The following is a 26,108-nucleotide window of genomic DNA, read 5'->3' on the forward strand; positions in this document are numbered from 1 at the left end:
GTGCTCTTCCGATCTCCCCCCAGAATCAACCCCATCGCCCCCACCAGCGCAGCGCCAACCGACTCGCCAAGCGCCACCGCAGAACACACCATCCCAAACACCGGCACCCCCAACAGCCCAAGCGAGGTGGTCGTCGCGGGCAACGCCCGGTTGACCGTCGTCACCGCCCAGTACGCCAGCGCAATCCCAAACATGCCGCCATACAGGAGCAGTGCCATCAGCCGGGGCTGCCAGTCGATCGCAGGCACGCCATCGTGCACAACCGCCAGCGGCACCAGCAGACAGGTGGCCAGCAGCGCCTGCCAGAACACCAGCTCGAACGGCGGCGTCACCCACCTGTGCGAACGCACGTACAGGATGCTGGCCGCCCAGCACAACGCGGCCAGCATCACCAATCCGTTGCCGAAGACGGCGCGCCGGTCGTGCCAATCGAACGTCAGCGGATTGAAGATCAGCAGCAACCCCAACAGCCCCAGCCCGACCCCTAGCAGGCGCCGCCCGGTCAGTGGCTCGCCAAGCAGCAGCCACGCGCCGGGCACGACCCACAGTGGCGTGGTGTAGGCCAGCACCACCGAACGCCCGGCCGGTACGAACTGCAGGCCGAGGCTGACCAGCACCGAAAACGCCGTCATATGCAGCACGCCCACACTGAGGATGACGGGAATGTCACCGCGCTTGGGCACGACGAGCCGGCCGCGCAAGAGGCAGATCGCTAGCAGCGCGACGGTGCCGACCGCCGAGCGCAACGCGACCAGCCAGATCGGCGGCAGGTAGGCCAGCAGTGCCTTGCCCACCGGCCAGTTGATGCCCCACGCCAGCGCGACCACGCCGAGCAGCAGCCATGCAGCACGTGCGTCGCCGGTGGGGGCGGAGGTGCTGACGGCGGCGGTCATGACGTCATCGCCTGGTCGGCGGGTTCGTCCGCACGGGCCTGCCATTGCCGCACATAGGCAGGCATGCCGGAGGGCGCGGCCTCGACGATCGGCATCTGCGGCTGCAATGCCATCGGCAGCACGCCCGCCCAGACGGGGATGTCCATATCCTCCTCATCATCCTTCGGCCCGCCGGTGCGGATCTTGGATGCCGCCTCATCCAGCGCAATGCGCAGCACGGTCGTCGCCGCCAGCTCCTTGCTGTTGCCGGGGCGCACCTCGCCCGAGCGGCCGGGCGCGATGAACTCGACAAAGGTATCGAGCGCTGCCACCTTGGCCGCGCCTTCCACCACCTCGAACGCGCCGTAGACCACCGCCGAGCGGTAGTTCATCGAATGGTGGAATGCCGAGCGCGCCAGCACCAGCCCATCGAGGTGCGTGATGGTCGCGCACACCTGCGCGCCGCTGGCGGCCAGCTTGAGCATGCGGCTGCCGTTGGAGCCGTGGATATAGAGGTGATCTCCCTCGCGCCAGCAGGCGGTGGGGATGCAATGCACGCCGTGTTCGTCTGCAAAGGCGAGGTGGCACAGGTAGGCCGCGTCGATGATGGTGTACAGCGTGGTGCGGTCGTAGTGGCTGCGCTGGGCGACGCGGCGCACGCGCGTGCGTGCGGACGGTGGCGTGGCTTCGGTCGTCGTCATGGCAAGGCTCCTGAGCATTGGGAATGCGTCCACGATAAGAAAATCGTGGCACCATGCGTAGACCCACGTATCAGATGATTGATGGAGCCAAGATGGACTACGGTGTGCTGCTGTCGAGTTTCGAGCGCGAGACCGGCCGCGAGGCCCTGGTGCGGATGTCGCGGCAGCACCGTCTGTATGCCTGCCTGCGCGCGGCCATCCTGAGCGGCAAGAGCGAAGAGGGCACCCGCCTGCTGCCTTCGCGTGCCCTGGCCGATGAGTTGTCGATGGCGCGCAACTCGGTGCTGTATGCGTATGAGCGGCTGGCCTCCGAGGGCTTCGTGGTCGGGCGGCGGCAGGGGACGGTGGTGGCGCGCGTCGGCTTGCAGCAGGCGCCTGCGCAAACGCCGGCGCAGGCGCAGGCGCTCACATTATCCAAGCGTGTTGCCCACATCGAACGCCCCGGCAACGGCATGGACGACCCGCTGCCCTTCCTGCCCGGCTCGCCCGCGCTCGACGAATTCCCGCTCGCGCAATGGCGACGCTGCATGGAGCGCGCCTGGCGCAACGTCGGTCCCGCCCAGCTCGGCTACATGCCGGTCGAAGGCAACGTCGCGCTGCGCCAGGCGATTGCCGAGTACCTGCGCGTCTCGCGCGGCGTGCGCTGCGAGGCCGCGCAGGTGTTCATCACCGACGGCACCCAGAACGGGCTGGACCTGTGCGCCCGCACCCTGGCCGATGCCGGCGACAACGCCTGGGTCGAAAACCCCGGCTACAACGGCGCGCGCTGCGCGTTCCAGGCCGCCAACCTGCGGCTGGTGCCGATTCCCGTCGATGCCGATGGCCTCGCCCCGCGCCCAGAGCATTGGCGTGACACGCCGCCGCGCCTGATCTACATCACGCCGTCGCACCAGTACCCGCTGGGCGCGGTGATGAGCCTGGAGCGGCGGCTGGCGTTGGTGGCGCAGGCGCGCGCGGCCGGCGCGTGGATCATCGAAGACGACTACGACAGCGAATTCCGCCACCAGGGTGCGCCGCTCTCCGCCGTGCAGGGCTTGGCCGAAGACGCGCCCGTGATCTACCTCGGCACTTTCAGCAAGGTGATGTTTCCGGCGTTGCGGATCGGCTTCATGGTGGTGCCGCCCGCGCTGGCGCCGGTGCTGCGGCGCACCGCCGGGGCGCTGATGCTGCGCGGGCGGGTGGCCGAGCAACTGGCGCTGGCGGACTTCATTGAGGCGGGGCATTTCACGCGGCATCTGCGGCGCATGCGGCGGCTGTATGCCGAGCGGCGCGCGGCGCTGCAGGATGCGCTGGAGCGACATCTGGGTGGCGTGCTGACCGTGTCCGGCGGGGCCGGGGGGATGCATCTCTCGGTGCGGCTGGATGTGCCGATCGCCGATACGGAGGTCAGCCGCGTGGGGCGCACGCGGGGGCTGGTGCTGCGGCCGCTGTCGCGGTTTTGTTTGCCGGATACGCAGGGGGCGTACAACGGGCTGGTGCTGGGGTATGGCGGCGTGCCCGCTGCCCAGATGGAGGGGTTGGTGCGAACGCTTGGCGAGGTGATCGGTGAGCTGGTGTCTTGATCGCTCCAGGTGCGGCTTTCATCCCCGGCGGTTGTGGCGAATCGCCCGCGAAGGGCCAAGGTTCAGGGCACGCATTCGCCCAGGAGCATGCCTGTCACGCCGGCCAACCCTTCCACCGTCCACCCGCCCCCCAACAACATGCGCCGTGTCTCCAGGCTATCGAGCACCGCGCCCGAGACGCGCGCCCCCAGATAGGTTAGCCGCTTGCGCTCCACCCGCACATACCCAGACGGATACCGCCGCGCCAGCGATTCCCACAGCGCATGTGCCCCCGCTGACTGCCGCGCTCCGCTCATCAGGCACCAGCCGCTCTCCAGCGCCCGCCGATACACCGCAGAAGCCAGCCCTCGCCGCTGATACCCCGCGGCATACTTGGAGTGCGGCGCCCGCAGATAGCGATCCGCCCGCCGATCCAGTTCGATCAGCCGGTTGAACACCGTGTAGCCCGCCAGCCGCCGCTGCGCGATGTCCTCCACATAAATGTAGAGCTCGCCATCGGCCTCGCGCGTATGCAGGCGAAAGCCGGGGATGCCCGAGCCCGCCGTGTCCATGCCATGCAGCGGGGTGCTGGGCTGGTATATCCGTTCGTAAAGCGCATCCAGTTCGCGATCGACATCGGCCGGCGTCTGGTCCACGTCGATACGCAGCCCTAGCGGGCGCAACAGCCTGCGCACCGGCGCGGCCAGGTCGGGCACGATGGGCAAGTGCAGGCCGGGCAGGATCAGCGCGCTGTGCATGGCACCTCCCAATGGCCGCTGATCAGCTGTGGCGGCCGTGCGTGCGCCAGCACCCGTGCGCTGGCCGGCCAATCCGCCATGCGCACACCGAGGCCGGCATAGATGCCATAGCCCACGCCCGCCAGGATCGTGCCGTCCGCCTCGATGCCTTCTCCGGCGCGGATGGCGCCGTCGCATTCCACATCGCCGCCGGCCTTGATGCCCCAGCCGGCTTCCAGGTGGGTACCGGCCCGCAGCCAACCGCCCGCGAGAATGCCGCAGGCGGCGGCGACACCCGCGTGGCCGTGCAGATCACCCCCCGCGCGGATGCCCTTGCCGCTGCGCAGCGGACCGTGCACCAGCGCGTCTTCACCGATCACGATGTCGCTGGCGGTCTCGACGCCCGCGTCGCAGTGCAGATCGCGCCGCACGCGCAGCAGCCCGCCGCCGCGCAGCGCGCCGGCGGCGGTCACGCTCCAGTCTGCGCGGATATCGCCGCCAGCCTCGATGGTGCCGTCGCAATGCAGCGCACCGGCGGTCTCGAGGTCGCCGCCGGCCGTGATGGCCTCGCCCGCTCGGATGCCGCCGCCCGCGCGGATGGCACCGCCTGCACGCAGCACGGTGCCAATGTGCAGGCCGCCCCGTACGACGATGGTGCCCGCAAAGACGAGCGCATCGGCCTCGATGGCATCGGCTTCGAGGATGGCATCGGTGGCGCCGAATTGGTCGAGCAGCCAGCAGGCATCGGTGATGCGCCCATCGCGCACCAGGCCGTCGAGCAGGTGTTGATAATCGGTGCCGCCGTCACGATTGCGGACGTACCAGCGGTAGCCACTCGCGCACGGGCGCTTGGCCTTGATGAAGTTCTGGGTGAGTTCCATGGGGTCACTTCCTGCGGCGGCGTCCGGCGCATGGGCGCGCGGACGTGCCGTGGCACGACGCGGGCGGGCGTCATGCACGTGGTGTTGTCAGGGGAGGCTGAGGCGGCGGGCCGTGCGAAGCTGGAGGCCTGATGGCCGGCGCCCCGCACGGCTTACGAAAGCCGGGCGAGCAGGATGTGACGGATGGCCGCGTGGGCCGGGAGGGGATCATGCGCGACGCCGGCACGCGCGCACGCGTCGCCGGCAGGCAGGGCCTGCGCGGGCTGGGCGCGGTGGTACGACGGGCGAGGCATGATCGGTGGAATGGGTGTCAGCAAGAACAACCCGCCAGCATGACGGCGGTCACGCGGCATGTCCATGCGGCCGGGTGCTGCACCCGGGCGGCGACACCAATCGTTGCAATGGTGTCGCAGATGCCCGACAGATTCAGTGCACCAGCTGGTTGATCTCGATGATCGGCATCAGCACCGCCAGCACGATCAGCAGCACCACCACGCCCATCGTCAGAATCAGCGCGGGTTCGAGCAGGCCGGTGAGGAACAGCGTGCGGCGCTCCAGCTCCTGGGCTTCGCCCTGCGCAGCGCGTTCGAGCATGGCGGGCAGGTTGCCGGTGGCTTCGCCCGAGCGGATCAAATGCACCAGCACGGGCGGAAACTGGTTCTGCGCCGCCAGCGCGCGCGCCAGCGAGGTGCCTTCGCGCACGCGTGTGGAGGCATCCTCCACGTTGGTCTTGAGGGCGACGTTGTTGAGCGTCTCGCCGGCCGCCTGCAGGCCGCGCAGGATCGGCACGCCGGCGCTGGTAAGGATGGCCAGCGTGCTGGCAAAGCGCGCGGTGTTGTAGCCGCGCACGAGCTTGCCAAACAGCGGCGCCGTCAGCAGCCACTTATGCCACGACAGCCGCAGCGCCGGCTGCTTGAGCAGGTTGCGGATGATCAGCCCAATCACCACCAGCACGATCGCCGCCAGCCAGCCCCAGTTGCGCACGAAGTCCGACAGCCACAGCATGATGACGGTCAGCGTCGGCAGCTTCTGTTTGGTGTTGGCGAACACGCTCACCACCTGCGGCACCACGTACGACAGCAGGAAGATCACGATGGCAAACGCCACCACCGTCACGATGGCGGGGTAGGTGAAGGCCAGCTTGATCTTGGAGGTGAGCGCGTTGCGGCTTTCGATGTAATCGGCCAGGCGCGTGAGCACCAGACCCAGGTTGCCCGAGTGCTCGCCGGCCGAGACCAGCGCGCGGTAGATGTCCGGAAAGTCGCGCGGGTGCTGCGCCAGCGCCACCGACAGCGAGCTGCCGCCCACCACCTCTGAGCGGATGGCGGCCAGCAGTTCGCCCACGTAGGCGCGCTCGGCCTGGTCGGCCAGCGCGGCGAGCGCCTCATCCAGCGGCAGGCCGGCGACCAGCAGGCTGGCGAGCTGGCGCGTGACCAGCGCGTTCTCCTGCGCGGTGAGCCGCTTGCCGAAGCTCGATGCGGCGCGCTTGGTCGCCTGCGCGCCGAGCGCATCGACCACCAGCGGCGTGAGCCCGCGTGCGCGCAGCACGGTGCGCGCCTGGCGCGCGCTGTCGGCTTCGATGACGCCCTTGTCGGTGCGGCCGGAGGCGTCGGCGGCTTCGTAGCGGAAGGCTGGCATGGGTAGCTACTCGCTCAGTCGCGCCTTAGTCACGTGTTACGCGCAGCACTTCTTCGAGCGACGTGGCGCCCACGTCGATCCAGCGCTGCGCATCAGCGCGCATGGTCTGCATGCCCTGGCCGATGGCGAATGACTTGATCTCGGATTCAGCGGCCTGGCGGTGGATCATGGTCTGGATTTCGGGCGTGACGGTCAGCAGCTCGTAGACGCCGGTGCGGCCCTGATAGCCGGAGTTGCCGCAGCGCTCGCAGCCGACGTGGTGCCACACCGAGCGATGTGACGGCCCCGCCGGCGCCACGCCGTCGACGGCTGGCGTCCCGGCTACGGCCTCCACCTCGGCGGGCGTGAGTTCCAGCACTTCCTCGCGGCGGCAGTGCACGCACAGGCGGCGCACCAGCCGCTGCGCCAGCACGCCCAGCAGCGACGACGACAGCAGGAACGGCTCGATCCCCATGTCGATCAGTCGCGTGACGGCCGAAGCGGAGTCGTTGGTGTGCAGCGTCGCCAGCACTAGGTGACCGGTCAACGAGGCCTGCACGGCGATCTGTGCGGTCTCCAGGTCGCGGATTTCCCCGATCATCACCACGTCCGGGTCCTGGCGCAGGATGGCGCGCAGGGCCTTGGCGAAGGTCATGTCGATCTTCGGGTTGACCTGGGTCTGGCCGATGCCGTCCAGGTCGTACTCGATCGGGTCTTCCACCGTCATGATGTTGGTGGAGGCCGCGTCCAGGCGCGACAGCGCCGCGTACAGCGTGGTCGTCTTGCCGGAACCGGTCGGGCCGGTGACGAGCACGATGCCGTGCGGCTGGTTGACCAGGCGGTCGAAGCGCGCCAGCGTCTCGGCGCCCATGCCGAGCTTGCCGAGGTCCAGCCGGCCGGCTTCCTTGTCGAGCAGACGCAGCACCGCGCGCTCGCCGTGGCCGGTGGGCAGGGTGGAGACGCGCACGTCAACCGGGCGCCCGCCCACGCGCAGCGTGATGCGGCCGTCCTGCGGCAGGCGTTTCTCGGCGATGTCGAGCTGCGCCATGATCTTGATGCGCGAAATGAGCGCGCCGTGCAGCGCCTTCTTCGGGCGCACCACGTCGCGCAGCGTGCCGTCCACGCGGAAGCGCACCACCGAGGCGTTCTCGAACGGCTCGATATGGATATCGGACGCGCCTTCGCGCGCAGCCTGCGTGAGCAGCGCATTGATCATGCGGATGATCGGCGCGTCGTCTTCCGATTCGAGCAGGTCTTCCACGGCGGGAATGTCCTGCATCAGGCGCGACAGGTCGACTTCGCCTTCCACCTCGCCTACCACCTGGGCGGCGCTGCCGTCCTGGGCGTTGTAGGCGGTTTGCGTGGCGGTGGAGAGGGCGCCGGTGTCCAGGTTCACGATCCGCAGCGCGCCGTACACGCGGGCCAGTTCGGCCAATGCGGTGCGCGACGTCTCCGGGCACACCCACACTTCGAGCGTGTCAACGTCCTGCCGGGCGACCAGCAAGCGGGCGTCGCGTGCAAAGGCGTACGGCACCAGCCGCACGGCCGATTGCGAAGGTGGTTCGAGCGTGCGCGCGTCGGTGAGGGGGGCTTGCGTGGCCATGGTCGCGGTCCTTTTCGCTGCCTCAGCCACCATTGCGGGGCGCGTTGCTGTCGTAGCCGCCCGAGGTGGGCGCTGCGAAGTTCTGCAGGCGTGGCTCGCTGCGCGTGGTCGATTGCGGCATCGGCGCGCCGGGCGGCACCTGGATGCCGGCCGGGCCCTTGGGCACCACCGACACATCACCGAAATTCTGTGCCGGGCGCATCGACTCTGGCGACGGCAGCACCGGCGTGTCCTTGTCCGAGGTGGTCGGCAGCCAGTTGGGCGAGACAAAGCCTTGCTGCGTCTCGCGGATATAGTTGTAGCGGTTGTCCGACAGCGCACTGGTCGCCTCGGCGGTGCGCAGGATGTATGGGCGCAGGAACACCAGCAGGTTGGTCTTCTTGCGCTGCTTGCTCTCCGAGCGGAACAGCGCGCCCAGCACAGGGATGTCGCCCAGGCCCGGCACCTTCTGCTCGGCGTCCTGGTAGTTGTCTTCCAGCAGGCCGCCCAGCACGATCACCTGGCCGTCGTTGGCCAGCACATTGGTCTCGATCGAGCGCACGTTGGTGGTCGGGCCCTGCGGGAAATTCGCAACGTTCTGCGTGCCACCAACGATCGCGGAAGACTCCTGGAAGATCTGCATCTTCACCAGCCCGCCATCGGTGATCTGCGGCTTGACGCGCAGCGTGATGCCGACATCCTTGCGGTCGACCGTCTGGAACGGCGAGACCGAGGCCGCGCTGCCGGTCTGGGCATACGAGCCGGTGGTGATCGGCACGTTCTGTCCGATCAGGATCTTGGCCTCTTCATTGTCCAGCGTGATCAGGTTGGGCGTGGACAGCACGTTGACCGAACCGTCCGAGCCCAGCGCCGAGAGGATCGCGCCCAGGCCGGTGCTCTTGTTGAACACGCCGAAGTTGCCGCCGTTCACGCCCGAGACGTTGCTGCCGGTGAGGGCGGTCAGGGCGGTCTGCGCCGCGGTGCTGCCGATCCCGCCACTGCCCACCGTGGCGGCGATCACCCCCAGGTTCAGGATGTTGCCCACGCCGCTGCCGAAGTTCGTGCCGCCAAAGCCGTACGTGTTCGGCCCGCCTGCGCCCACCATCCACTGGATGCCCAGTTGCGAGGCCTTGTCTGAGGTCACCTCGACGATCATCGACTCGATGTAGACCTGTGCGCGGCGCGCGTCCAGGTCGTCGATCACGGCGCGCAGGTTGCGGTAGACCGGCTCGCTGGCGGTGATGATCAGCGCGTTGGTGGCGGGGTCGGCCTGGATGATGCCGCCGGTGGTCGGCAGGTTGCTCTGGCCGAACGAGGCGCGGAACGACGAGCTGCCGCTGCCCATGCCGCTGCCGCTGCCCGAGGTGCCGGAGGTGCTTTGCGTCCCCTGGTATTGGGTGCCCGTGCCGCCGGTGGTCGGCTGCTGCGCCTGCGCGCCTTGCGCCGCGCTCTGGCCGCCGGGGCCAGTCGACTGCGAAGCCGATAGCGTGGCATCCGCCGCCACAATGGCGCGCAGCGTGGCCGCCAGCTGCACCGCGTTGGCGTTCTTGAGCGGCACCACCCAGATATTGCCCGGGCGCGCGCTCGGCACATCCAGCTTGGCGATCAGTTGTTTGGCCTGCGACAGGCGTGCCGCGCTGGAGGCACGGATCATCACGCTGTTTGAACGCGGCTCGGCCACCACCGAAGTACGCAGGCTCGGGTCCGACAGCGCGGCGCCGGCGCCCGCGGCCGCGCCACCGCCGCCAGACGGGTCCAACAGCTTCTGCAGTGTGGCCGCCACGTCCAGCGCCACCGCGTTCTTGAGCGGAATCAGCTCGGTCTCGCCGGCGGCCGGATTGTCGATCGAGGCGATGATGCGGCCGATGCGGCGCAGGTTGTCCGCATAGTCGGTGATGACCAGCGTGTTGTTGGCCGGGTACGCAGTGATGGTGTTGTTGGGCGCGATCATCGGCCGCAGCACCGGCACCAGGTTGTTGGCCGATTCGTATTGCAGGCGGAACACCTGCGTCACCACCTGCTCGCCGCCGCCACGGCTGCCCGTGCCCACGCTGGTGGGCGAGCCCTGCAGCTTGGCATCGGCTTCGGGCACGACCTTGGTAAAGCCGTTGCCCTCGACGATGGCGTAGCCCTGCATGCGCAGGATCGAGCCCAGCGATTCGAGCGCCTGCGTGCGCGTCACCGGCTTCTCGGTGACGAGATTGACGGTGCCCTTCACGCGCGGGTCGACGATGAAGTTCTTGCCGGTGGCCTCGCCGATGGCCTTGACCACGGTTTCCAGGTCGGCATTGACGAAATTGAGCGAGACCTCGTTGCCGGGGTTACCGCTTGCCGCCGGTGCCGGGTTGGCAGGCGGGGCAGCATAGACGGGCATCGAGCCGGCCACCATCGTTGCGCAGCATGCCAGGACGATGGCGCGGACGGTGGGTCGGAGAGAGGCGTTGTGCATGGTCTCGTCGTTCGTAGTTGCAGGCGTGTGATTTGGGCGCCGGCTTGGATCAAAAGCGTAGGCGATAGTCCGTGCCGTCGCGCGGGCCCATCAGGCTCAGCAGCCCGATCAATTGCGGTTCCGACTCCGGCGTGGCGCGTGCCATGCCGTCAAAATGTGCGCCCCGGCCGACCGTGCCCTGGCCCTGCAGCGATAGCGGCCCGGCCAGCGTCGACAGCGTCAGCTGGGCCGCCGGTTGACCACTCGCGCCTGCCACGCCGGCAAACGCCAGCACCGCGCGGTAGCTGCCCAGCGGCCGCACGCGGCTGAGGCTGGATGATACCTGCTCGAGTGTGACGGTCAGCGCGCCCTGCGCGGTATCCGGCTGGCCCTTGCCGCCGCCGAACTGGCCCGACAGCGGGGTCCATTGCGCGCGCAGCTGGCCGTCCAGCTTGAGCGTGTTGAACGGCGCGCCGATGCCCTCCAGCAGCGAGGCCGGCAGCGACATCTCCCCGGCTTCGACCTGCCAGCCGCCCGGCGTGACCGCCAGCGTGACCGGCTGCCCCAGCGCGCGGTCGTGCGCCAGGTGCGCGCGCAGCGTGCCGGTCAGCAGCGGCAGCACGTCGACCGACCACGACAGCCGCCCTGGGAGCACCGTCGCATCGCGGGCGCCTGCCCCCGCAGTCAGTGCCAGCGTGGCGCTGCCATGCCAGATGCTGCCTTGCGCATCGGCCAGTACCACACGCTGGCCGGTGGCTTCGGCCACGCGCTCGGCCGCCCACGCAGCGGGGTATTGCGACACCACCGTCACTGCCACCGCCAGTACGGCCGCGACGCCCACGACGATGCGCCAGCCCAGGTGCGTGCGCTCGCCCTCGGCAGGCGTGCGCCGGCGCAGTCGCAGCGGGGGGAGGGATTCGATGGCCATCGGCGTCTGCCTCAGCGGCTGCCGGCGCCGGCAGCCGGGCCCTGCAGCGTGGCCGTGACATTGACCAGCGCGGTGGCGCCCACGTACTTGATGCCTGCGTCGATCACCTTCATGCGCTGGGCCTGCTTCACTTCCTGCAGCCACTCGGCCACGGCGCCGAACGGCACCTTGTCGAGCTGCACCTGCACGCTCTCGCCCGAGAACGCCATGCGCGTGGCCTTCAGCCCGTGGGCGGTGAGGCTCGCATTGAGTGCGTCCTGCAGGTCGTTGCCGTGCGGCACCGGCGTGGCGGTGATGGCCGACAGCCCGCGCGCCTCCTGGCCGAGCGTTTCCATCTCGGCGAGCTGGCTGCGCATCTCGGGCAGGGCCTTTTCGATCTTGCGGCGGCCTTCGAAGGCCGGCTCCCAGAACAGCAGATAGATCAGGACCAGCGCCAGGATCGCGCCGCCGCCGGCCAGGATGCGGCGCTCGCGCGGCTCGCGTTGCATCCAGAAGGCGGTGGCCGCGTCGCGCACGGCATCCGGCACGCCGATGCGGGGCAGCCGGCGTCGTGCGGCGGAGGCGTTGGAAGCGTTGGAGGAGGTAGCCATGTGAACTCGTTATTGCGCGAGGGAGACCGTCCAGCGCGAGCCGGGCACGACCGTCTCGCCGCTGCGCGGGGCTTCGGCGCTGTCCATCTTCAGGCCGACGGCGCGGGCGGCGGTGCGCAGCGTGGCGGTGTTGGTGCCTTCCTTGAGCGTGATCGTCAGCGCGCGGCCGTGGTAGTCCAGGGCCAGCAGGGCATCGGGCGCGAGGCTGGTGGCGGCCTGGGCAAAGCGGTCGGCCAGCGGCAGGAAGTCTTCCGGCGCCGACTTGCCGGCGGCCAGCCGCAGTTGCTCGACCTGGCGGCGCATCTGCGCGGGCGGGTCGAGGATCACGGGGGTATTCGGGAAGGCGGTCTGCAGCTGCGCGCGCATGGCCGTGTCCAGGCGCTTCTGCTCGGCGCGCAGCGTCAGCCACTGCACGTTCATGCCGATCAGCTGGACCAGCACGAGCACCACGGCCAGGGCTACCGGCAGCCGCCACACGCTCCAGTCCACGCCGGTCATGCCGCCGTGGGCGAAGTCGAACTGGCACAGGTCGGCGTTGCCCGAGGCCAGCGCGGCGCGCGCGCCGGCAGCCCAGGCGGACCAATCGAGCTTGGCCGCAGCCGGATCGGCGGACAGCCCCGGCGCCAACTCGCGCAGCGCCGGCGACACCATCAACCGAGCCGGCGCGGGTGCGATCGCCAGCCAGTCGGCCACGTGGGCGGGCAGCACGCGCAGGCCGTAGCCTTCGGCGGCGCCGATGCGCACCGTGATGTCGACGGCGGGTGGCGCGTCGGGGTCGGTCGCCGTGGCGGCGTCGAGCGCGATGGTGGCGGGTGCGGTGACCAGTGCTTCGGCAGGGCTGCCTTCAGCCGCGTCGAGCGAGGGCTCGGCACGCGCTTCGGCAGCCTGGACGGCTTCGGCAGACGATGCGGCCACGCTGGGTGTTTCAAACGGCAGGCACAGCTGCGCCGGCAGCAGATGGCAAGTGCGGTGCTTGTGCCCGGCCACGCTGTCGAGCAGGAAGCGGATCCAGGCGCGGTCGGCAATCATCAGCGCGCGCGATTGTGGCTCGCGCGGCGCGCGCCAGCCTTGCGCGGGCGCGCCACCCAGGCGTGGACCCAGCGCGATATGGCATTGCTGGGCGTCCTGCACCAACCGGTCTTCCACCAGGTTGGGCAGTGCCAGGCGCAGCTTGGAGGGCGCCAGCGGCGGCACCGTGGCCGGCACCAGCAGCACGTCGGCGGCGGGCAGCAGCAGGACCAGCCGATCAGCGGCGGGCAGTTCGTCGATGCGCGCGGTGCCTTCGCGCAGGACGCGCTGCGAACTTTCCAAATTGCGCTGCGCGCCTTCCTCGCGCACCAGCGCAAACGGCACGGACGCGAGCGCGCCCAGCGACCAGCGTTCGGGCGATTGGATGGGCCGGTGCGGCAGGCGCACGTACAGGGAGGTCGTCAAACCGCTCCTCGATTCGGGTAAAGACGCGAGCTACAAACGGGGAGGCCGCCGTACTGCGCAAAGTCCGCGATGCTGAACGATGCGGATGACAATACGGCGAAGGCCAAGGTCACGCAACGTTCATACGGAGGGTGTTGTGCCGCCATCATTGCGGAATGTTGTCGATGCGGCGGACCCAGACGATGCGGGTGGCGTTATTGTTGACCGGATCGCCACGTGAAACAAGCGCCACTTCCCCTACCTGCGCACGCTCGTGGCGCGCCATGCCGTAGACCAGGAAGTAGTGGGTTTGCACGTCGAGCAGGTTGTTGGCGCTGCCCGTGTCCACCCCGGGCGCGATGCCGCGCAGCTGATTGGTGATATCGGCGAGGTTGCGGAAGTAGGCGCGGTCGCGGGCCTGCACCAAGGCGCGGGCGCGGTCGATGGTCAGGTTGGGGATGACCGCGCCCAGCACCTCGGCCGGTGCGGTGTTGGCGTTGACCAGGGTGCGCGTGGGCAGCACGATCACGAACGGGCGCAGCGCGCGCACCGTGTCCGCCGTGTAGCCGGGGATGGCGAGCAGGCTGTCAACGTCGTCGAGCGGGCGCGGGCCGTTGCCGCCGCTGGTGTCACCACCGCTATCACCGCTGCTGCCGCCTTGTCCGCCCTGGCTGCTGCCCTCGAGCGACTGGATACCGCCCAGCATGCGCGCCAGATATGTCGCGGTGACGTCCGCCAGGTTCGGGTCCTGGCCGAGCGATTGCAGCAGCTGCCCATAGGCCCTGATGCCGCCCTTGTCGCGTCCGGTGACCACGGTGCGCGTGCCCAGCGTCTGCATGGTCAGCAGGTTCATCAGGTTGAAGCGTGCCTGGGCATCGAAGATGCGGCCGGACAGGTACGAGTCTTCGCCTGCCGTGTCGGTGCGCAGCGAGCTGCCGAGGAAGTCCGACAGCTTGGTCTCCTGGATGGGCACCGCCCAGATCTCGCCCAGGTGATCGACGGCGCCGGTGCGGCGCTGGTCGTCGCGCAGGATCAGCCGCGCCCAGTCGATGCCGGCACGCGCGATCCAGATGGCCTGCGCTTTCAGGCGCTGGTTTTCCACCGCGCGGATCTCCACCTGCTGGCGCCACAGCATGCCCGAGACGATCACCACCGCCAGCGTCACCACCAGCAGCGCCATGACGACGGCGGCGCCGCGCGGGCGGTGGGACAGGTTCGGTCGGTGATGGCGCGGGCGTTGTTTCATCCTAGAGCCCCGTCATGCAGATGCGCGTAAATCGCTGCGGTGCGCCCTGCGGCGTCATGCGCACCAGCAGCGCCAGCTCCACCGCACGCACAGACGCCACCGGCACCACCACACCGCTGGCGGCCGGCACCGAGGCGGCGGGTGCCGATGCCGTGGGCAGGCCCGTCTGCGTGGTGGTGTTGCTGCCACCCGGGAACAGCGTGGCGGACAGCGCACCGGTGCTGTCCATCCAGCCGCCCGGTTCGATCCAGGCGCGCGCGGCGATGCTGTCGACGTTTTCCGCCAGCCGGTAGCGCGCCGCGTTGGCGCCGCCCTGGCGCAGGCTGTCGAACGCGCCGCGCAGGTCGCCACGGTTGGTGATGGGCTGGCTTTGCAGGCGCTCCAGGCGGCCGTCGACGATGCGGTACAGCACCACCTGCCAGGCCGGCGCCTGGCCGTCGTCGCGGCGGTCGCGCACCATCAGCACGCCGTTGGCGTCCATCTCCACCGGTGGGCGCGACAGCGTGTTCGGGTCGGCCAGCTGCGTGCAGTCGTCGTCGAATTGGGCGTAGGCGGTCTTGAGCGCTTCGATGCGCTCGTCGCGCTGGGCCAGCGCCTCGTGCGTGCGCGTCATGCTGTCCAGCCCGCGCCAAGCCAGCACGGCCAGGATCGCCAGCAGCGTGATCGCCACCAGCAGCTCGAGCAGGGTGAAGCCGCGTGCGCGCGATCGGTTAGAAGACATTGCGCGCATCGTTGGGGAGCAGGGTCACGAGCCACGCCAGGCGCACGGACTTGCTGGCGTCGGGGTAGACGGCAATCTCGACGCGGCGGAAGACCGGGTTGGGCGTGGTGGCGACGGTCTCTTCGCACCACAGCTGGGTGTCGCCCTGCGAGCAGGTGTAGGCGCGCGCGCCCGGGTCGGGATAGCTGCGCAGCAGGCGCAGGTTGGCCAGGGCGTTCTCGGCGCTCCAGGTGGCGAGCATGCGCGTCTGCAGCGATTCGCTGGCGTTGGTCATGGTGCCCATGGCGCGCATGGCGGCGGTCAGCGCCACCGCCACGATGGTCAGCGCGACCAGCACCTCGAGGAGCGTGAAGCCACACGAGCGTGTGGCGCGGGGCTGCCGTGTCATTGCCGGTGTCATTGCCGGTGTCATTGCGGCTCAGCCGACACGCGCGGGCCGCCGTCGGAGACCATGTCCACGCGCGCGCCCTGCGCGGTGAGCGTCACGCGCCACGGCAGGCCGATGGCCTCGCGGCCAAACACCAGACGCTGCGGCGTGCCGGGGATGCCGGTGCCGCCGGAGACGATCTGCACGTTGTCCATCGGCTGGCGCCAGCGCCCGGGGGCCAGCACGTCGCGTGTCATGACGCGCCAGCCGCTGGGGGTCGATTCCAGGAAGCGCCAGCCCTGAGTGTCGCCCTCCCACGCCACCGGGCGCGCGGTCAACTGGGCTTCTTCCTGGGCGAGTTCGATCAGGCGCGCCATCTTCTGCGTATCGTCGATGATCTGCGAACGTGGGTTGGGCGTGGCGTTGACGGCCACCACCCCGAGCACGATGCCGATGATGACCACCACCACCAGCAGCTCCAGCAGCGTGAAGCCGCGTGCAAGCCGTCTGCGGCCGAGCTGGATGGGGCGGTGGCGCATGGCGGCCAGGACCGGGACTTAGTTATCCCAGTTGCCGATGTCGGCGTCGTTGCCGGTGCCGCCAGGCTGGCCGTCGGCGCCAAAGCTGAAGATGTCAATCTCGCCGCGCACGCCCGGGTTCAGGTATTGGTAAGGGTGGCCCCACGGATCTTTCGGCAGGCGCTCCAGGTAGCCGCCCGCCTTCCAATTGTTGGGGACCGGCTCCGCGGTCGGCTTGGCGACCAGCGCGGCGATGCCCTGCTCGGTGGTCGGGTAGCGGCCATTGTCCAGGCGGTACAGCTTGAGCGCCTGCGAGATGGAAGCAATGTCCTGCTTGGCGGCGATGATGCGCGCCTCATCGGGCCGGCTCATGATCTTTGGCACCACCAGCGCGGCCAGGATGCCGAGGATCACCACCACCACCATGATTTCGATCAGGGTGAAGCCGCGTGCCGTGCGGCGAGCCAGCGCGCGCGCACGGGTGGAGGTCTGAAGTTGGCCTTGCATCATGGCGAGAGAGAGTGGCGTAAAAAGTGGGAACACAGTATAGCTGCGAGACTATGACCATAGACGCAGCCGCACGGTCCTGCCGCGCTGTGGATTAGAGGTCGCCTTCCATTCACCGTTCTGGCATGAAGGGCGGCTAGAATCGAAAGATTCCAAGGGTGCCACTCTGTCATGACCGCTCAACAGTCGTCCCGCCTGCTAACGCTTGTGCTTTTTGCTGCCGTGTGTGCGTTGTTGACGCATTGGGTGCTGACGCTCTCGTCATTGCGCTCCATGGGTGTGCCGCGTGAGGCGCGCGTGGCGCAGACCGACGCACTGGATACTGGCGCTGCCGTCACGCTGTTCGGCGGCGGCCCGCAGAACGGTCCGCGCGATGTGCAGATTGCGGGTGTGGTGGCTGACCTGGCCGACGGCAGCGGTGCGGCCATCGTCTCCATCGACGGCGGCCCGCCGCAGGCGGTGCGCGCGGGCAAGGCCCTGTCGCCGAGCCTGAAGCTGGTGGAGATCAAGGCGCGCTCGGTGGTGATCGAGCGCAATGGCGCGCGCCAGGAGATTGCCCTGCCGGCCAGCAGCGTGGCTGGCGTTTCACTGGGCGCGCGCAATATGCCGCCACTGCCGCCGTCTGGCGCGGCTGCCCCGCTGGCCACCCCGGCCATGCCGGCGCCGCCGCCCAGCGCGCTGGCCAACAACCCGGCCAACACGATGCTGCCGGGCGCGATGCCGCCGGCCTCGAACACCACCGCCGACATCCTTGCCTCGCCCCAGATGGGCCTGACCGGGCCGCGCCACCATGCGGCGGCGGCCGCTCGCGGCAAGGGCGGCGACAACCCCGCCGACCACTGAGCGCGCGCCGAGGTGCACGTATTACAGCCCATGTCATGCCGGTAACAGCGTGTAAAACCCGGCAACGCGCGCGCATCGTCGGGTTCTAATCGTCTACACAGTCCATGTGAAAGGAGCTGAACATGACGAACAAACGCGTTGTCCAAACCTTCCTGGCCACCTCGGCCCTGTTCCTGGCCATGTCGGGCATGAATGCCCGCGCGCAGGAGGCCAGTGCCCCGGCCGCTGCGGCCCCAGCACCGTCGGCCACCGCGCCGGCAGGCAAGCCGATGCGCCACCATGGCGGCGGCTTCAAGACACTGGACACCAACGGCGACGGCATGATCTCCCGCGACGAGGCCAAGGGGCACGCCTGGCTGGAAAAGCACTTCGACGAGATTGACACCAACCACGACGGCCAGATCAGCAAGGACGAGCTGGCTGCCTGGCGCCGCGCTCACCAGGGTGAGGCGCGCGCCAAGATGGAAGCGCGTTTCGACGCCAAGTTCAAGGCTGCCGACAAGGACAACGACGGCACTCTGACCAAGGACGAAATGCAAGCCGCCATGCCTAAACTTGCCAAGCACTTCGACGAAATCGATGTGAACCACGACGCCAAGGTCACGGAAGACGAGATCCGCGCGTTCGTGAAGGCACGCCACGATGCGCGCAAGGGGCAACGCGGTGCTGCAGCCACCGCCCCGGCGGCTCCGGCCACGCAAACGCAATAAGCCGGCCGGCTTCCGGCTTGCCCACGACGGCGCCTTCGGGCGCCGTTTTGCATGGCGCGGCCTGCGTCTGATCCACTGCATCAGCGGCGGCGCATACCGTGCGCGTCGCGCTTGGCTAGAGTGGAAGGCGAACGTCTTGATGGACCAGGATGGGCCAGGAGGAACCAACATGAAAACCAGCGCACGCAATCACTTTGCCGGTGTCGTCAGCCATATCCAATCGGGCGCCGTCAACGACGAGGTGACGCTCAAGGTCGGCAACACCGCTGTCGTGGCAATCGTCACGCGGGAGAGCACGCAGGCGCTCGGGCTCGCCGTCGGCAGCCCGGCCTCGGCGCTGATCAAGGCCTCGTCCGTGATCGTGATGGTGGATGCGGACCCGGCCAAGGTGTCGGCGCGCAACGTGTTCTCGGGCACCGTCACCAGCGTCAAGGCGGGCGCGGTCAATTCAGACGTGACCATCTCGGCGGATGGCTTGAGCGTCGCGGCCATCATCACCAATGACAGCGTGGCGCGGCTGGGGCTGGCGCCGGGCAAGGCGGCCGCTGCCGTGGTGAAGGCGTCGAGCGTGATCCTCGCGGTGGATTGAGCCGCCATGCAGGCACTGCTGGAGAGGTTGCTTGCCGGGGCGCGCGATGCGCAGGTGGCCGACACGGTACTGTTTGCGCGCCTGATTGCCGCGCGCCTAGCGAGTGGCGACCTCGCTGCGCTCGGCCTGGGGCGCGAAGCATTCGCCGCGCTCATGGCGCGGCACTTTCCCGGCGCGATTGTTGAGGCGGCGCTGCCGGAACAGCCGTTGGAAGGCGCGCCGCCTTTTGCGGGTGAGTTGATCGCCTTGCTGCTGCGGTTCGACCACCCGGCAACCCCGGCGGAGGCGGCCGACGCACAGTGCCTCGCCACCCTCCTCGCCGCCGCCTGCTTGCGGCCGGATCACCTCTGGCGCGACCTCGGCCTCTCCGGCCGCGACGATGTGAGCGACCTGCTCACGCGCCATTACCCCGAGCTGGTCGTACGCAACACCGCCAACCTGCGCTGGAAAGCCTTCCTCGCCCAGGAAGTGGCGTTGGCGCATGGCCGCCTGCCGGGCCCCGCGCCGGGTTGCCCAGGCTGCGAAGACTTCGGCCACTGCTTCCCCGCACTCGCCGCGCGCCGCGCATAAAAGAACACCCCGATGGCGAACCACCGGGGTGTGGGGAGCAGACCTGAAGTTTGAGGGTCTTCAGGCCGGCTGATCGTCAGCCTTGAGCACACCGCGGCGCATCTGGTCGAGCTCGATCGACTCGAACAGCGCCTTGAAGTTGCCCTCGCCAAAGCCTTGGTTGCCCTTGCGCTGGATGAACTCGAAGAAGATCGGGCCCAACTGGTTCTCGGAGAAGATCTGCAGCAGCAGGTCGCCCGGGGCACCGTCGATCAGGATCTTGCGCTTCTTCAGCTCCGCCACGTTTTCGCCATGGCCGGGGATGCGCTTGTCGACCAGCTCGTAGTACGTGTCGATGGTGTTCAGCAGGTTGATGCCGTTGGCACGCAGCGCGTCCACCGTCTGGCCCAGGTCGGTCGAGCCCAGCGCGATGTGCTGGATGCCCTCGCCGTGGTACATGTCCAGGTATTCCTGGATCTGGCCGGCCTTCTCCGTCCCTTCTTCATTGATGGGGATGCGGATGTTGCCGCACGGGCTCGTCATCGCCTTGCTCTTCACGCCCGTGACCTGGCCTTCGATGTCGAAGTAGCGCACTTCACGGAAGTTGAAGAAGCGTTCGTAAAACTCGGCCCATTCCTTCATGCGGCCACGGTAGACGTTGTGCGTCAGGTGGTCGATATAGGTCAGGCCGTGCCCGGTGGGGTTCGGGTTGGCGCCGGCGATGGGCACGAAATCGACGTCATAGATGCTGATGTTGCCGATGTCGCCAGCCTTGGCGTCGTTCTTGCCGGTCCAGCGGTCCACCAGGTAGATCAGCGAATCGCCGATGCCCTTGATGGCCGGGATGTTCAGTTCCATCGGGCCGCTGTGGGTGTCGAAGCCCCAGGCGCCCAGTTCCAGCGCGCGCTTGTAGGCGAACGCGGCGTCTTGCACGCGGAAGGCGATGGCGCAGATCGACGGGCCGTGCAGGCGCGCAAAGCGCTGCGCGAACGAATCCGGCTCGGCGTTGATGATGAAGTTGATGCCGCCCTGGCGGTACAGCGTCACGTTCTTGTGACGGTGCTTGGCAATGGCGGTAAAGCCCATGTTCTCGAACAGCTTGCCCATGGCAACGGGGTCCGGCGCGGCGTATTCGATGAACTCGAAGCCGGCGGTGCCCATCGGGTTTTCCCAAGGCGTGAATTGCATGGTGGTCTCCTGCGAGGGGGCGGGCGCTGTTGGGGCGCTCAGGACTTTGACGATCCTCGCAGTGTAGAAGTGTCAACCAAAGCAAAAATTGCGAACTTGTGCCCGTCTTGCTAAATTTGCGCAAGAAAATTGCCGAATAAATTGTTGCGGAGCAACAAAATGAGCAAGGTAGAACTCGACAAGATCGACCGCAAGATCCTGGAAGTCCTGCAGAACAACGGCCGCCTGACCAACCTGGAAGTCGCCGAGCGGGTGAACCTGTCGCCCAGCCCGTGCTTGCGGCGCATCCGGCGCCTGGAGGAGAGCGGCGTGATCCGCCAGTACGCCGCGCTGCTCGACCCGGGCAAGATCGGGCTGGGGTTGTCGGCGTATATCAACGTGCGGCTGGAGAAGCAGGGCGGGGCGCCCAAGGGCAAGGCGCCGGGGGATATCTTCCGCGCCGCCGTCGCCACCTGGCCCGAGGTGGTCACGTGCTACGCCATGACCGGCGAGATGGATTACCTGCTCAAGGTGTTCGTGGAGGACATGGACCACTTTGCGCGTTTCATCCGCGACCAACTGCTGGCGCACCCGGCGGTGATCGACGTGAAGAGCAGCTTTGCGCTGGAGCGGATCAAGGATACGACGGCGTTGCCGGTGGTGGTTTGAGGGTTATGGTCTAAAACCAATATCCAATTGTGGTGCAATTGGGAGGTGCAATCATGGCCCAGTATCGTCCGGACATCGGGAAGAAGATAAAAAATAAGCTTCGCGGTGAGGTCGGGAATAAATGCGCAAACCCTGGATGTCCGAATACTAGAACTCACATCCATCACATAAAAGAGTGGGCTGTCTATGCAACGCACGACGCCAAAGACATGGTTGCTGTATGTCCGACCTGCCACGATGCCATACATCACGGACGCCTCACAATTCCCGATGAGACACTCTACGAATGGAAAAAAACTCGCAATGCTGATCACTCTCGTGCAGGGCACCTATTTGTCGAGCCAGGAGGAGAGCAAAAGCTTCTACTTGGTTCCATAACGGTTGCTGCGGAGAAGCGAGTGATGGTGTTCAATCTCTCGTCGACTAGCTATATCAATCTTAGTTTCGAAGACGACAGCATTACGCTGCTTGATTTGGCTCTGTCATCTGTGCGAGGCGTTGAGTTGGTCAAGATCGCCAGATCAGGGCACTTCAAGACTGTTGAAAGTAAAGATGTAACCATGGATGCCCGGCCGGGTGCCCTAAGCGTTTCTGTTCCTTGCTCTCCGGAATTTGTGCCAAATTGGCTTATATGGGCAATTAATTCAGAAAATCGAGATTTCATTCATCAGCCGGTGAAGATTTTTGCGGTCGAGGTGCTTGCGCCAGGGCTCGTGCGTTTAGAAGGTATATGGGCAAATGGAAATTCGGCTGTGGTGGTGACCAAGGATAAGCTTCAATTCTATTCCGTCGGCCGATTGGGGCCGTTGACCATTGTTGGAGACGGGAAGGACAGCGTGTTGTATTTCACGGGTAAATTCGCTGTTCAAGGCCTACCGCTGTTCGGGTTCAAGTAGTGATTGCCGGGAGCCTACAGCGACGACAGCGGCGCTACCTTGCCTCTAAGGCGAGGTAGCTCATGCTTCTTCTTGCACCGCTTCTTTGCGTTGTTGAACGTGCTGGGGTGAAGCATCGCCCGCTATAATTTACCCGCTATCGCGCAGGCGATGGCACGGGTCTGGCGATCCACAAAAAGCAGTTTCTACGGAGTGGCATTTCGCGCAAGCGGCTTGCCCGTGCACTCGCACGCCCTTATGGCGGGCCGAGTGGGGAGACCTCCGGGTCTGCCGGTTCTCCGTAGACCGGTTCGCCAGCCCCACTGTCGGGCCCGCCACCTCCGTCTGGCGATGAAGGTGCGGGCCTCCAACGCTGTAGAACTACGGAGGTTCTATGTTGTTCGCACCGAGCGGGCACCGCCCCGCATCCTACCCATCCCCACCTCGCACCCCCGCGCACACCGCTCACGGAGGTGCCCAATGACCCCACTGCAGAAACGCGACTACCTGACCGGCGCGCTGGCCGCGCGGGAGTTCTTGCGTCGCATGCAATCCGAATTGCGCGTGCACCGGCAATTCCTGCCCCAGACACTGCGCTGGGAGTTTGCGTGCGCGGTCGGGCTGCATGTGCCCGAATACCGCGCCGGGTTTCTCGACGCGATCGGGGCGTATCTGCTGACCACGCTGGAGGGCGTGCTGGTCGATCCGAACCGGTGGGAAGTGTTGGACCTGCTTGAGTGGGAAGAGAACTAGAACAGCTTGACGGCCTCCCCGAAGTGACGGGCGGGGAAGCCCATGCGCGAACTGCGCGATCAAGGGTTGGCTAGGGCTCTTTGCCAACGAACGCGCTCAATCCTTCACTGAATGTCAGGTACTCGAAGCGCGCGGCCTCCAGCAACGCCTTCAGCGCCGGGCTCGCAAAGTAATACTGGTTGTTCATTACGAGCAGCCTGGGCCCAGTCAGATCGAGGTCCCGGATGTGATCGGGCGCAAAGAACTGCCCGATACGCAGCGAGACATGCGTGCGCCGCTCGGCGCCTGTGGCGCGGTTAAACATTACAGCGGGCGAATGCTTGATCCGTTCAACGCCAACCTCCTGCAGAAAGGCGGCCAGACGCTCCTCGACCAACAAGTACTCGTATCCCGCCACGAATGGCCCGATCGCGTGATCCGTCTGCAATTGGAAACGGCCGTCGCTCAGCTCGTACAGAGAGGGTGCGGGCGTCGTGCAGTCGACGTGGAATGGGAGGACCATGGGTGTGATTGTGTGCGGAGAGTGGTGGCCTTCTCAGTGCAAGCAGGGATGTTGGTGGGGGATCAGGTGATTTCCGCCGAGCAATCCCCAAATACTAGCGGCGCGTGTTCCGTCGGCTCCCAGGATTTCAACGCGGCGCCTAGGCGGTTGATTGCTGCTGCTTCAACCGGCACCGCAAAGCGAACTGCTTTGCGATGCAGCCGGTCACCGGGCTTCTCATATTCCACTTCGAGCGCCGTGTTGCCCGCGCCGTTCGTTACGAACGCGCGGATTGCCAGCCAAAGATAGGCGTTTCCATCCTTGGAGCCCTTCTCGAAGACCACCTCGTCACGAATGTTGGCCGGAAAGGCCATCAATTGCTCGCCCCACGCCTTGAGGCTGGGCGCGTCGTCGTAGAAGTCAACGCAGGCGGACAGGCGTGTACCACGCACGCACAGCCGCAGTTCGAGCATGCCGTCGTCCTCGTCCGGGTCGTGCCAGAGCTGTTGCAGGGAGAGGTTCATGGGGTTGTCGCTCACTCCGGCTGATGAAATGGCTTGAGCGCGCTGCTAACCGCATGCGCGACTGTGGGCTCCGAGCTTGCGTACGTCGTGTTCTGCCGATACCGCGCCACTTGGGCGAGCGTGTCCCGCAGTTTCCGCGGCTCCGCCGAGCTATCGAGGCTTGTGGACATTCCGATGATGTCTCCATCCAGAAGCTGTTCCAGCAAGCTGATCGCGCGTTCGTCGTTCGATGATCGAATCGCCTTGAGCGCAGCGACCCGCGTTCTTGCGTCCGATACCAAGCGCAATTCATACGCAGCTTCGATGAAGCCTGCGTTGACGTGCTGCCAGAGCTTGAAGCCGATCCAGCCCCCGATCGCCAAACCAACGACAAGGGTCGACAGGGCAAGGAGGGTCGCTCGCAGCTTGGTCATGGATGTGTCTCGGATGGTGTGAGTAGACCGACTCCATCCATTTTGGCACGCGCGCATTGCCTCACGTATGCCGGCGGGGCTGGCGCTGCGTGCCGTTCAGGCAGCACGCAGCCCAGCCATCCCCTCATCCACTTTGAAGACCGCGATAGCCGCACGCAGCTCGCTGGCCTGCTCTTCCAGCGACCGCGACGCCGCCGCCGACTCCTCAACAAGCGCCGCATTCTGCTGCGTCACCAGATCAATCTGGCTGACAGCCGAGTGCACCTGCTCGATGCCTTCCGTCTGCTGCTGCGACGCAATCGAGATCTCGGCCACGATCTCCAGCACCTGACGCACCGCCTGCTTGACCTCATTGACGCTGTTGCCGACCTTGCCGGCCTGGCGCGAGCTGTCCTGGATCATGCCGACCGCCGTCTCGATGATCTGCTTGATTTCCTTGGCCGCCGTCGCCGATCGCTGCGCCAGCGAGCGCACCTCGCCCGCCACCACGGCAAAGCCGCGTCCCTGCTCACCGGCGCGCGCGGCCTCGACCGCGGCGTTCAGCGCCAGGATGTTGGTCTGGAACGCAATGCCTTCGATCAGGCTGGTGATCTCCGAGATCTGGGTGGCGCTGTCATTCACGCGGTCGATCATGTCCAGCATGTCCTGCACCGCCACGTGACCGGTGTCAGCGATGTCGCTCGCGTTGGCGGCGAGCGTCTTGGCCTGCTGCGCGTTGTCGGTGTTCTGCTTCACCGTTTCGGTCAGCTGCGTCATGCTCGCGGCGGTCTGCTCCAATGAGGCGGCCTGCTCTTCGGTGCGGCTGGCTAGGGCGGCGTTTTCCGAGGCGATCTGCTGGGCCGCCGAGTTGATGGTCTCGACGCTCGTGCGCACGCCGCCGATGATCTGCGCGAGGCTTGCGTTCATCTTCTGCAGCGCGCGCATCAACTGCCCCATCTCATCGTTCGTGCGCGCCTCGATGCGCCCGGTCAGGTCACCGCCCGCCACGCGATTGGCGGATGCGACCGCCGCCTGCACCGGCGCGGCCACTGAGCGCGTAATCGCCCAGCCGCACAAGACGGCAAGCGCCGTGGCGACGACCGCGAGGATCGTGATCGTGACCGTCGCGTTGCTGGCTGCGGCGGCGGTTTCGTTGCCGCTTTGTATCATCCGCTCGGCCTGGTGTTTCACCACGCCGTCGAGCGCGCCGAAAAACGCTTGCTGCTCCTTGCGCAGGTCACCGAACAGGAGGTCGCGGGCGGCATCCTTCTGACCCTGTTTGACCAGATCGATGGCCTTGGCGCGCACGTCGCGGTAGCGCGACTGCGCGGCCTTCATCTGGTCGAAGAGCCGTCGTCCCTCCGCGCTGCGCACGAGCGCGTCGAGCTGTTGCGACAGTGGCGCGGTTTTCACGCGCACCTGCTCGACCTCCTCCAGATATCGCGCGACTTCATCGGCGTTGCCTGCGAGCAGCGCGTTGCGCAGCTGGCGCGCAGCAAAGTTGGCGTTGTCCTTGATCTGGTGCGCGAGCTCTACCTTGGCATAGGTTTCGCCCACCAGCTCCTGGGAGCGCTGGCTTGCGGCTTTGAGCTGGGCTGCCGCCAGGATCGAGATGCCGACCAGCAACATAATCAGCAGACCAAAGGCCGAGGCAAGACGAACGCCAATCTTGAGGTTGTTCATGGCTGACAGAGGAGACCAAAGGCGGATTTCTGCTGTTGTTGGAATCTCGCCCCTCCACCGTTAGGGGCCGCCGCGTGCTGCACTGCGTCTTACCAGCGACAAACGGCCTTGCTGTGGGCTTCTTGAGTGAAAATATTCAAATACCCTCATTCGGACGATGCATATCAGTGCAGTCAAAAAAGGCCGCGCCCGATTAATGCGGGTGCGGCCTTTTTTTCTTGCGC

Annotated in this window: 28 protein-coding genes; 8 read left to right on the top strand and 20 right to left on the bottom strand. The window is 67.1% G+C overall.

Going from position 1 to position 26,108, the window contains the following annotated elements; genetic code table 11:
• Both QZ609_RS08875 and QZ609_RS08880 read right to left on the bottom strand, forming a co-directional pair.
• Positions 1-893 (bottom strand): DMT family transporter (locus tag QZ609_RS08875; protein WP_295493440.1); only part of this gene is annotated, 893 nt, incomplete at its 3' end.
• Positions 890-1,573, bottom strand: coding sequence for a pyridoxamine 5'-phosphate oxidase family protein (locus QZ609_RS08880; RefSeq protein WP_295493442.1), 684 nt, complete (start codon positions 1,571-1,573; stop codon positions 890-892). The genes QZ609_RS08880 and QZ609_RS08875, both read right to left, overlap by 4 nt.
• Before the next feature lie 92 nt (positions 1,574-1,665).
• Between QZ609_RS08880 and QZ609_RS08885 the strand changes: the two genes are divergently transcribed.
• On the top strand, positions 1,666-3,135 hold the full coding sequence (locus QZ609_RS08885) for a PLP-dependent aminotransferase family protein (protein ID WP_295493511.1): 1,470 nt from the start codon (positions 1,666-1,668) through the stop codon (positions 3,133-3,135).
• A 62-nt stretch (positions 3,136-3,197) separates the two neighbouring features.
• On the opposite strand, the gene QZ609_RS08890 is transcribed toward QZ609_RS08885, so the two are convergent.
• The 13 genes from QZ609_RS08890 to gspG all read right to left on the bottom strand — a co-directional run bounded on the left by QZ609_RS08890 (position 3,198) and on the right by gspG (position 16,652).
• Positions 3,198-3,872, bottom strand: coding sequence for an N-acetyltransferase (locus tag QZ609_RS08890; protein ID WP_295493445.1), 675 nt, complete (start codon positions 3,870-3,872; stop codon positions 3,198-3,200).
• On the bottom strand, positions 3,857-4,732 hold the full coding sequence (locus QZ609_RS08895) for a hypothetical protein (protein ID WP_295493448.1): 876 nt from the start codon (positions 4,730-4,732) through the stop codon (positions 3,857-3,859). Before QZ609_RS08895 ends, QZ609_RS08890 begins: the two co-directional genes overlap by 16 nt.
• A 426-nt stretch (positions 4,733-5,158) precedes the next feature.
• Entirely contained in the window at positions 5,159-6,370 is a 1,212-nt protein-coding gene (gene gspF, locus QZ609_RS08900; protein ID WP_295493451.1) for a type II secretion system inner membrane protein GspF, read from the bottom strand.
• Positions 6,371-6,395: 25 nt separating this feature from the next.
• Positions 6,396-7,952 carry a type II secretion system ATPase GspE gene (gene gspE, locus QZ609_RS08905; protein WP_295493455.1) on the bottom strand — a complete coding sequence of 519 codons (1,557 nt, stop codon included), beginning with the start codon at positions 7,950-7,952 and terminating at the stop codon, positions 6,396-6,398.
• Between the two features lie 22 nt (positions 7,953-7,974).
• A complete protein-coding gene (gene gspD, locus QZ609_RS08910; RefSeq protein WP_295493458.1) occupies positions 7,975-10,380 on the bottom strand; it encodes a type II secretion system secretin GspD in 2,406 nt (801 codons plus the stop codon).
• A gap of 49 nt (positions 10,381-10,429) precedes the next feature.
• Positions 10,430-11,287, bottom strand: a complete 858-nt coding sequence (locus QZ609_RS08915; RefSeq protein ID WP_295493459.1) for a type II secretion system protein N — start codon at positions 11,285-11,287, stop codon at positions 10,430-10,432.
• Positions 11,288-11,298: 11 nt separating this feature from the next.
• Positions 11,299-11,877, bottom strand: a complete 579-nt coding sequence (gene gspM / locus QZ609_RS08920) for a type II secretion system protein GspM (RefSeq protein WP_295493461.1) — start codon at positions 11,875-11,877, stop codon at positions 11,299-11,301.
• Between the two features lie 9 nt (positions 11,878-11,886).
• Positions 11,887-13,311, bottom strand: a complete 1,425-nt coding sequence (gspL, locus tag QZ609_RS08925; protein ID WP_295493463.1) for a type II secretion system protein GspL — start codon at positions 13,309-13,311, stop codon at positions 11,887-11,889.
• A gap of 145 nt (positions 13,312-13,456) precedes the next feature.
• Positions 13,457-14,536 (bottom strand): type II secretion system minor pseudopilin GspK, encoded by a 1,080-nt coding sequence (gene gspK / locus QZ609_RS08930; RefSeq protein WP_295493465.1) that lies wholly within the window; start codon positions 14,534-14,536, stop codon positions 13,457-13,459.
• Between the two features lies 1 nt (position 14,537).
• Complete coding sequence (locus QZ609_RS08935) at positions 14,538-15,266, bottom strand: type II secretion system protein J (RefSeq protein WP_295493467.1); 729 nt, start codon at positions 15,264-15,266, stop codon at positions 14,538-14,540.
• Positions 15,247-15,645: a type II secretion system minor pseudopilin GspI gene (gspI, locus tag QZ609_RS08940; protein ID WP_295493469.1), complete on the bottom strand. Its 399-nt coding sequence runs from the start codon at positions 15,643-15,645 to the stop codon at positions 15,247-15,249. The genes QZ609_RS08935 and gspI overlap by 20 nt, the downstream gene beginning before the upstream one ends.
• A 20-nt stretch (positions 15,646-15,665) precedes the next feature.
• A complete protein-coding gene (locus tag QZ609_RS08945; protein WP_295493471.1) occupies positions 15,666-16,163 on the bottom strand; it encodes a GspH/FimT family pseudopilin in 498 nt (165 codons plus the stop codon).
• 18 nt (positions 16,164-16,181) lie between these two features.
• Positions 16,182-16,652 (bottom strand): type II secretion system major pseudopilin GspG, encoded by a 471-nt coding sequence (gene gspG / locus QZ609_RS08950; protein WP_295493472.1) that lies wholly within the window; start codon positions 16,650-16,652, stop codon positions 16,182-16,184.
• A 168-nt stretch (positions 16,653-16,820) separates the two neighbouring features.
• Here gspG and QZ609_RS08955 point away from each other — a divergent pair, with 168 nt between their 5' ends.
• The 4 genes from QZ609_RS08955 to QZ609_RS08970 all read left to right on the top strand — a co-directional run bounded on the left by QZ609_RS08955 (position 16,821) and on the right by QZ609_RS08970 (position 19,361).
• Entirely contained in the window at positions 16,821-17,492 is a 672-nt protein-coding gene (locus tag QZ609_RS08955; RefSeq protein WP_295493473.1) for a type II secretion system protein N, read from the top strand.
• A gap of 122 nt (positions 17,493-17,614) precedes the next feature.
• Positions 17,615-18,202 (top strand): EF-hand domain-containing protein, encoded by a 588-nt coding sequence (locus tag QZ609_RS08960; protein ID WP_295493474.1) that lies wholly within the window; start codon positions 17,615-17,617, stop codon positions 18,200-18,202.
• Positions 18,203-18,371: 169 nt separating this feature from the next.
• A complete protein-coding gene (locus tag QZ609_RS08965) occupies positions 18,372-18,791 on the top strand; it encodes a TOBE domain-containing protein (RefSeq protein WP_295493475.1) in 420 nt (139 codons plus the stop codon).
• Positions 18,792-18,797: 6 nt separating this feature from the next.
• Positions 18,798-19,361: a nitrogen fixation protein NifQ gene (locus QZ609_RS08970; protein ID WP_295493476.1), complete on the top strand. Its 564-nt coding sequence runs from the start codon at positions 18,798-18,800 to the stop codon at positions 19,359-19,361.
• Between the two features lie 60 nt (positions 19,362-19,421).
• Here the strand turns inward: QZ609_RS08970 and hppD are convergent, their stop codons facing one another.
• The gene (gene hppD / locus QZ609_RS08975; protein ID WP_295493478.1) at positions 19,422-20,528 is read right to left on the bottom strand and encodes a 4-hydroxyphenylpyruvate dioxygenase; all 1,107 of its coding nucleotides are present in this window, start codon (positions 20,526-20,528) and stop codon (positions 19,422-19,424) included.
• A 159-nt stretch (positions 20,529-20,687) separates the two neighbouring features.
• On the opposite strand from hppD, the gene QZ609_RS08980 reads away from it, so the two are divergent.
• The 3 genes from QZ609_RS08980 to QZ609_RS08990 all read left to right on the top strand — a co-directional run bounded on the left by QZ609_RS08980 (position 20,688) and on the right by QZ609_RS08990 (position 22,804).
• On the top strand, positions 20,688-21,176 hold the full coding sequence (locus QZ609_RS08980; protein ID WP_021197282.1) for an Lrp/AsnC family transcriptional regulator: 489 nt from the start codon (positions 20,688-20,690) through the stop codon (positions 21,174-21,176).
• 53 nt (positions 21,177-21,229) lie between these two features.
• Positions 21,230-22,072, top strand: coding sequence for an HNH endonuclease signature motif containing protein (locus QZ609_RS08985; protein WP_295493483.1), 843 nt, complete (start codon positions 21,230-21,232; stop codon positions 22,070-22,072).
• A 459-nt stretch (positions 22,073-22,531) separates the two neighbouring features.
• Positions 22,532-22,804, top strand: a complete 273-nt coding sequence (locus tag QZ609_RS08990) for a hypothetical protein (protein ID WP_295493485.1) — start codon at positions 22,532-22,534, stop codon at positions 22,802-22,804.
• A gap of 70 nt (positions 22,805-22,874) precedes the next feature.
• On the opposite strand, the gene QZ609_RS08995 is transcribed toward QZ609_RS08990, so the two are convergent.
• From QZ609_RS08995 to QZ609_RS09010, 4 genes are all read right to left on the bottom strand, one after another.
• Positions 22,875-23,306, bottom strand: coding sequence for a hypothetical protein (locus QZ609_RS08995; RefSeq protein ID WP_295493486.1), 432 nt, complete (start codon positions 23,304-23,306; stop codon positions 22,875-22,877).
• Between the two features lie 62 nt (positions 23,307-23,368).
• Positions 23,369-23,809, bottom strand: coding sequence for a hypothetical protein (locus QZ609_RS09000; protein ID WP_295493489.1), 441 nt, complete (start codon positions 23,807-23,809; stop codon positions 23,369-23,371).
• A gap of 11 nt (positions 23,810-23,820) precedes the next feature.
• Positions 23,821-24,222 carry a hypothetical protein gene (locus QZ609_RS09005; RefSeq protein WP_295493492.1) on the bottom strand — a complete coding sequence of 134 codons (402 nt, stop codon included), beginning with the start codon at positions 24,220-24,222 and terminating at the stop codon, positions 23,821-23,823.
• A gap of 96 nt (positions 24,223-24,318) precedes the next feature.
• Positions 24,319-25,884, bottom strand: a complete 1,566-nt coding sequence (locus tag QZ609_RS09010) for a methyl-accepting chemotaxis protein (protein WP_295493494.1) — start codon at positions 25,882-25,884, stop codon at positions 24,319-24,321.
• Between the last annotated feature and the right edge of the window lie 224 nt (positions 25,885-26,108).

Origin of the sequence: uncultured Ralstonia sp. (assembly GCA_913056305.1) — a bacterium.
Lineage (GTDB): Bacteria > Pseudomonadota > Gammaproteobacteria > Burkholderiales > Burkholderiaceae > Ralstonia.

Bases quoted from the DNA above. Each gene is read 5' to 3' on its own strand.
- QZ609_RS08970 (WP_295493476.1), top strand. From the start codon at position 18,798: ATGCAGGCACTGCTGGAGAGGTTGCTTGCCGGGGCGCGCGATGCGCAG.
- QZ609_RS08990 (WP_295493485.1), top strand. From the start codon at position 22,532: ATGACCCCACTGCAGAAACGCGACTACCTGACCGGCGCGCTGGCCGCG.
- hppD (WP_295493478.1), bottom strand. From the start codon at position 20,528: ATGCAATTCACGCCTTGGGAAAACCCGATGGGCACCGCCGGCTTCGAG.
- QZ609_RS09000 (WP_295493489.1), bottom strand. From the start codon at position 23,809: ATGAACCTCTCCCTGCAACAGCTCTGGCACGACCCGGACGAGGACGAC.
- QZ609_RS08880 (WP_295493442.1), bottom strand. From the start codon at position 1,573: ATGACGACGACCGAAGCCACGCCACCGTCCGCACGCACGCGCGTGCGC.
- gspK (WP_295493465.1), bottom strand. From the start codon at position 14,536: ATGAAACAACGCCCGCGCCATCACCGACCGAACCTGTCCCACCGCCCG.
- QZ609_RS08995 (WP_295493486.1), bottom strand. From the start codon at position 23,306: ATGGTCCTCCCATTCCACGTCGACTGCACGACGCCCGCACCCTCTCTG.
- gspM (WP_295493461.1), bottom strand. From the start codon at position 11,877: ATGGCTACCTCCTCCAACGCTTCCAACGCCTCCGCCGCACGACGCCGG.
- QZ609_RS08885 (WP_295493511.1), top strand. From the start codon at position 1,666: ATGGACTACGGTGTGCTGCTGTCGAGTTTCGAGCGCGAGACCGGCCGC.
- QZ609_RS09010 (WP_295493494.1), bottom strand. From the start codon at position 25,884: ATGAACAACCTCAAGATTGGCGTTCGTCTTGCCTCGGCCTTTGGTCTG.
- QZ609_RS08915 (WP_295493459.1), bottom strand. From the start codon at position 11,287: ATGGCCATCGAATCCCTCCCCCCGCTGCGACTGCGCCGGCGCACGCCT.
- QZ609_RS08955 (WP_295493473.1), top strand. From the start codon at position 16,821: ATGACCGCTCAACAGTCGTCCCGCCTGCTAACGCTTGTGCTTTTTGCT.
- QZ609_RS08935 (WP_295493467.1), bottom strand. From the start codon at position 15,266: ATGCGCGCAATGTCTTCTAACCGATCGCGCGCACGCGGCTTCACCCTG.
- gspI (WP_295493469.1), bottom strand. From the start codon at position 15,645: ATGACACGGCAGCCCCGCGCCACACGCTCGTGTGGCTTCACGCTCCTC.
- gspF (WP_295493451.1), bottom strand. From the start codon at position 6,370: ATGCCAGCCTTCCGCTACGAAGCCGCCGACGCCTCCGGCCGCACCGAC.
- QZ609_RS08985 (WP_295493483.1), top strand. From the start codon at position 21,230: ATGGCCCAGTATCGTCCGGACATCGGGAAGAAGATAAAAAATAAGCTT.
- QZ609_RS08965 (WP_295493475.1), top strand. From the start codon at position 18,372: ATGAAAACCAGCGCACGCAATCACTTTGCCGGTGTCGTCAGCCATATC.
- gspG (WP_295493472.1), bottom strand. From the start codon at position 16,652: ATGATGCAAGGCCAACTTCAGACCTCCACCCGTGCGCGCGCGCTGGCT.
- QZ609_RS08890 (WP_295493445.1), bottom strand. From the start codon at position 3,872: ATGCACAGCGCGCTGATCCTGCCCGGCCTGCACTTGCCCATCGTGCCC.
- QZ609_RS09005 (WP_295493492.1), bottom strand. From the start codon at position 24,222: ATGACCAAGCTGCGAGCGACCCTCCTTGCCCTGTCGACCCTTGTCGTT.
- gspE (WP_295493455.1), bottom strand. From the start codon at position 7,952: ATGGCCACGCAAGCCCCCCTCACCGACGCGCGCACGCTCGAACCACCT.
- QZ609_RS08980 (WP_021197282.1), top strand. From the start codon at position 20,688: ATGAGCAAGGTAGAACTCGACAAGATCGACCGCAAGATCCTGGAAGTC.
- QZ609_RS08895 (WP_295493448.1), bottom strand. From the start codon at position 4,732: ATGGAACTCACCCAGAACTTCATCAAGGCCAAGCGCCCGTGCGCGAGT.
- gspD (WP_295493458.1), bottom strand. From the start codon at position 10,380: ATGCACAACGCCTCTCTCCGACCCACCGTCCGCGCCATCGTCCTGGCA.
- QZ609_RS08960 (WP_295493474.1), top strand. From the start codon at position 17,615: ATGACGAACAAACGCGTTGTCCAAACCTTCCTGGCCACCTCGGCCCTG.
- QZ609_RS08945 (WP_295493471.1), bottom strand. From the start codon at position 16,163: ATGCGCCACCGCCCCATCCAGCTCGGCCGCAGACGGCTTGCACGCGGC.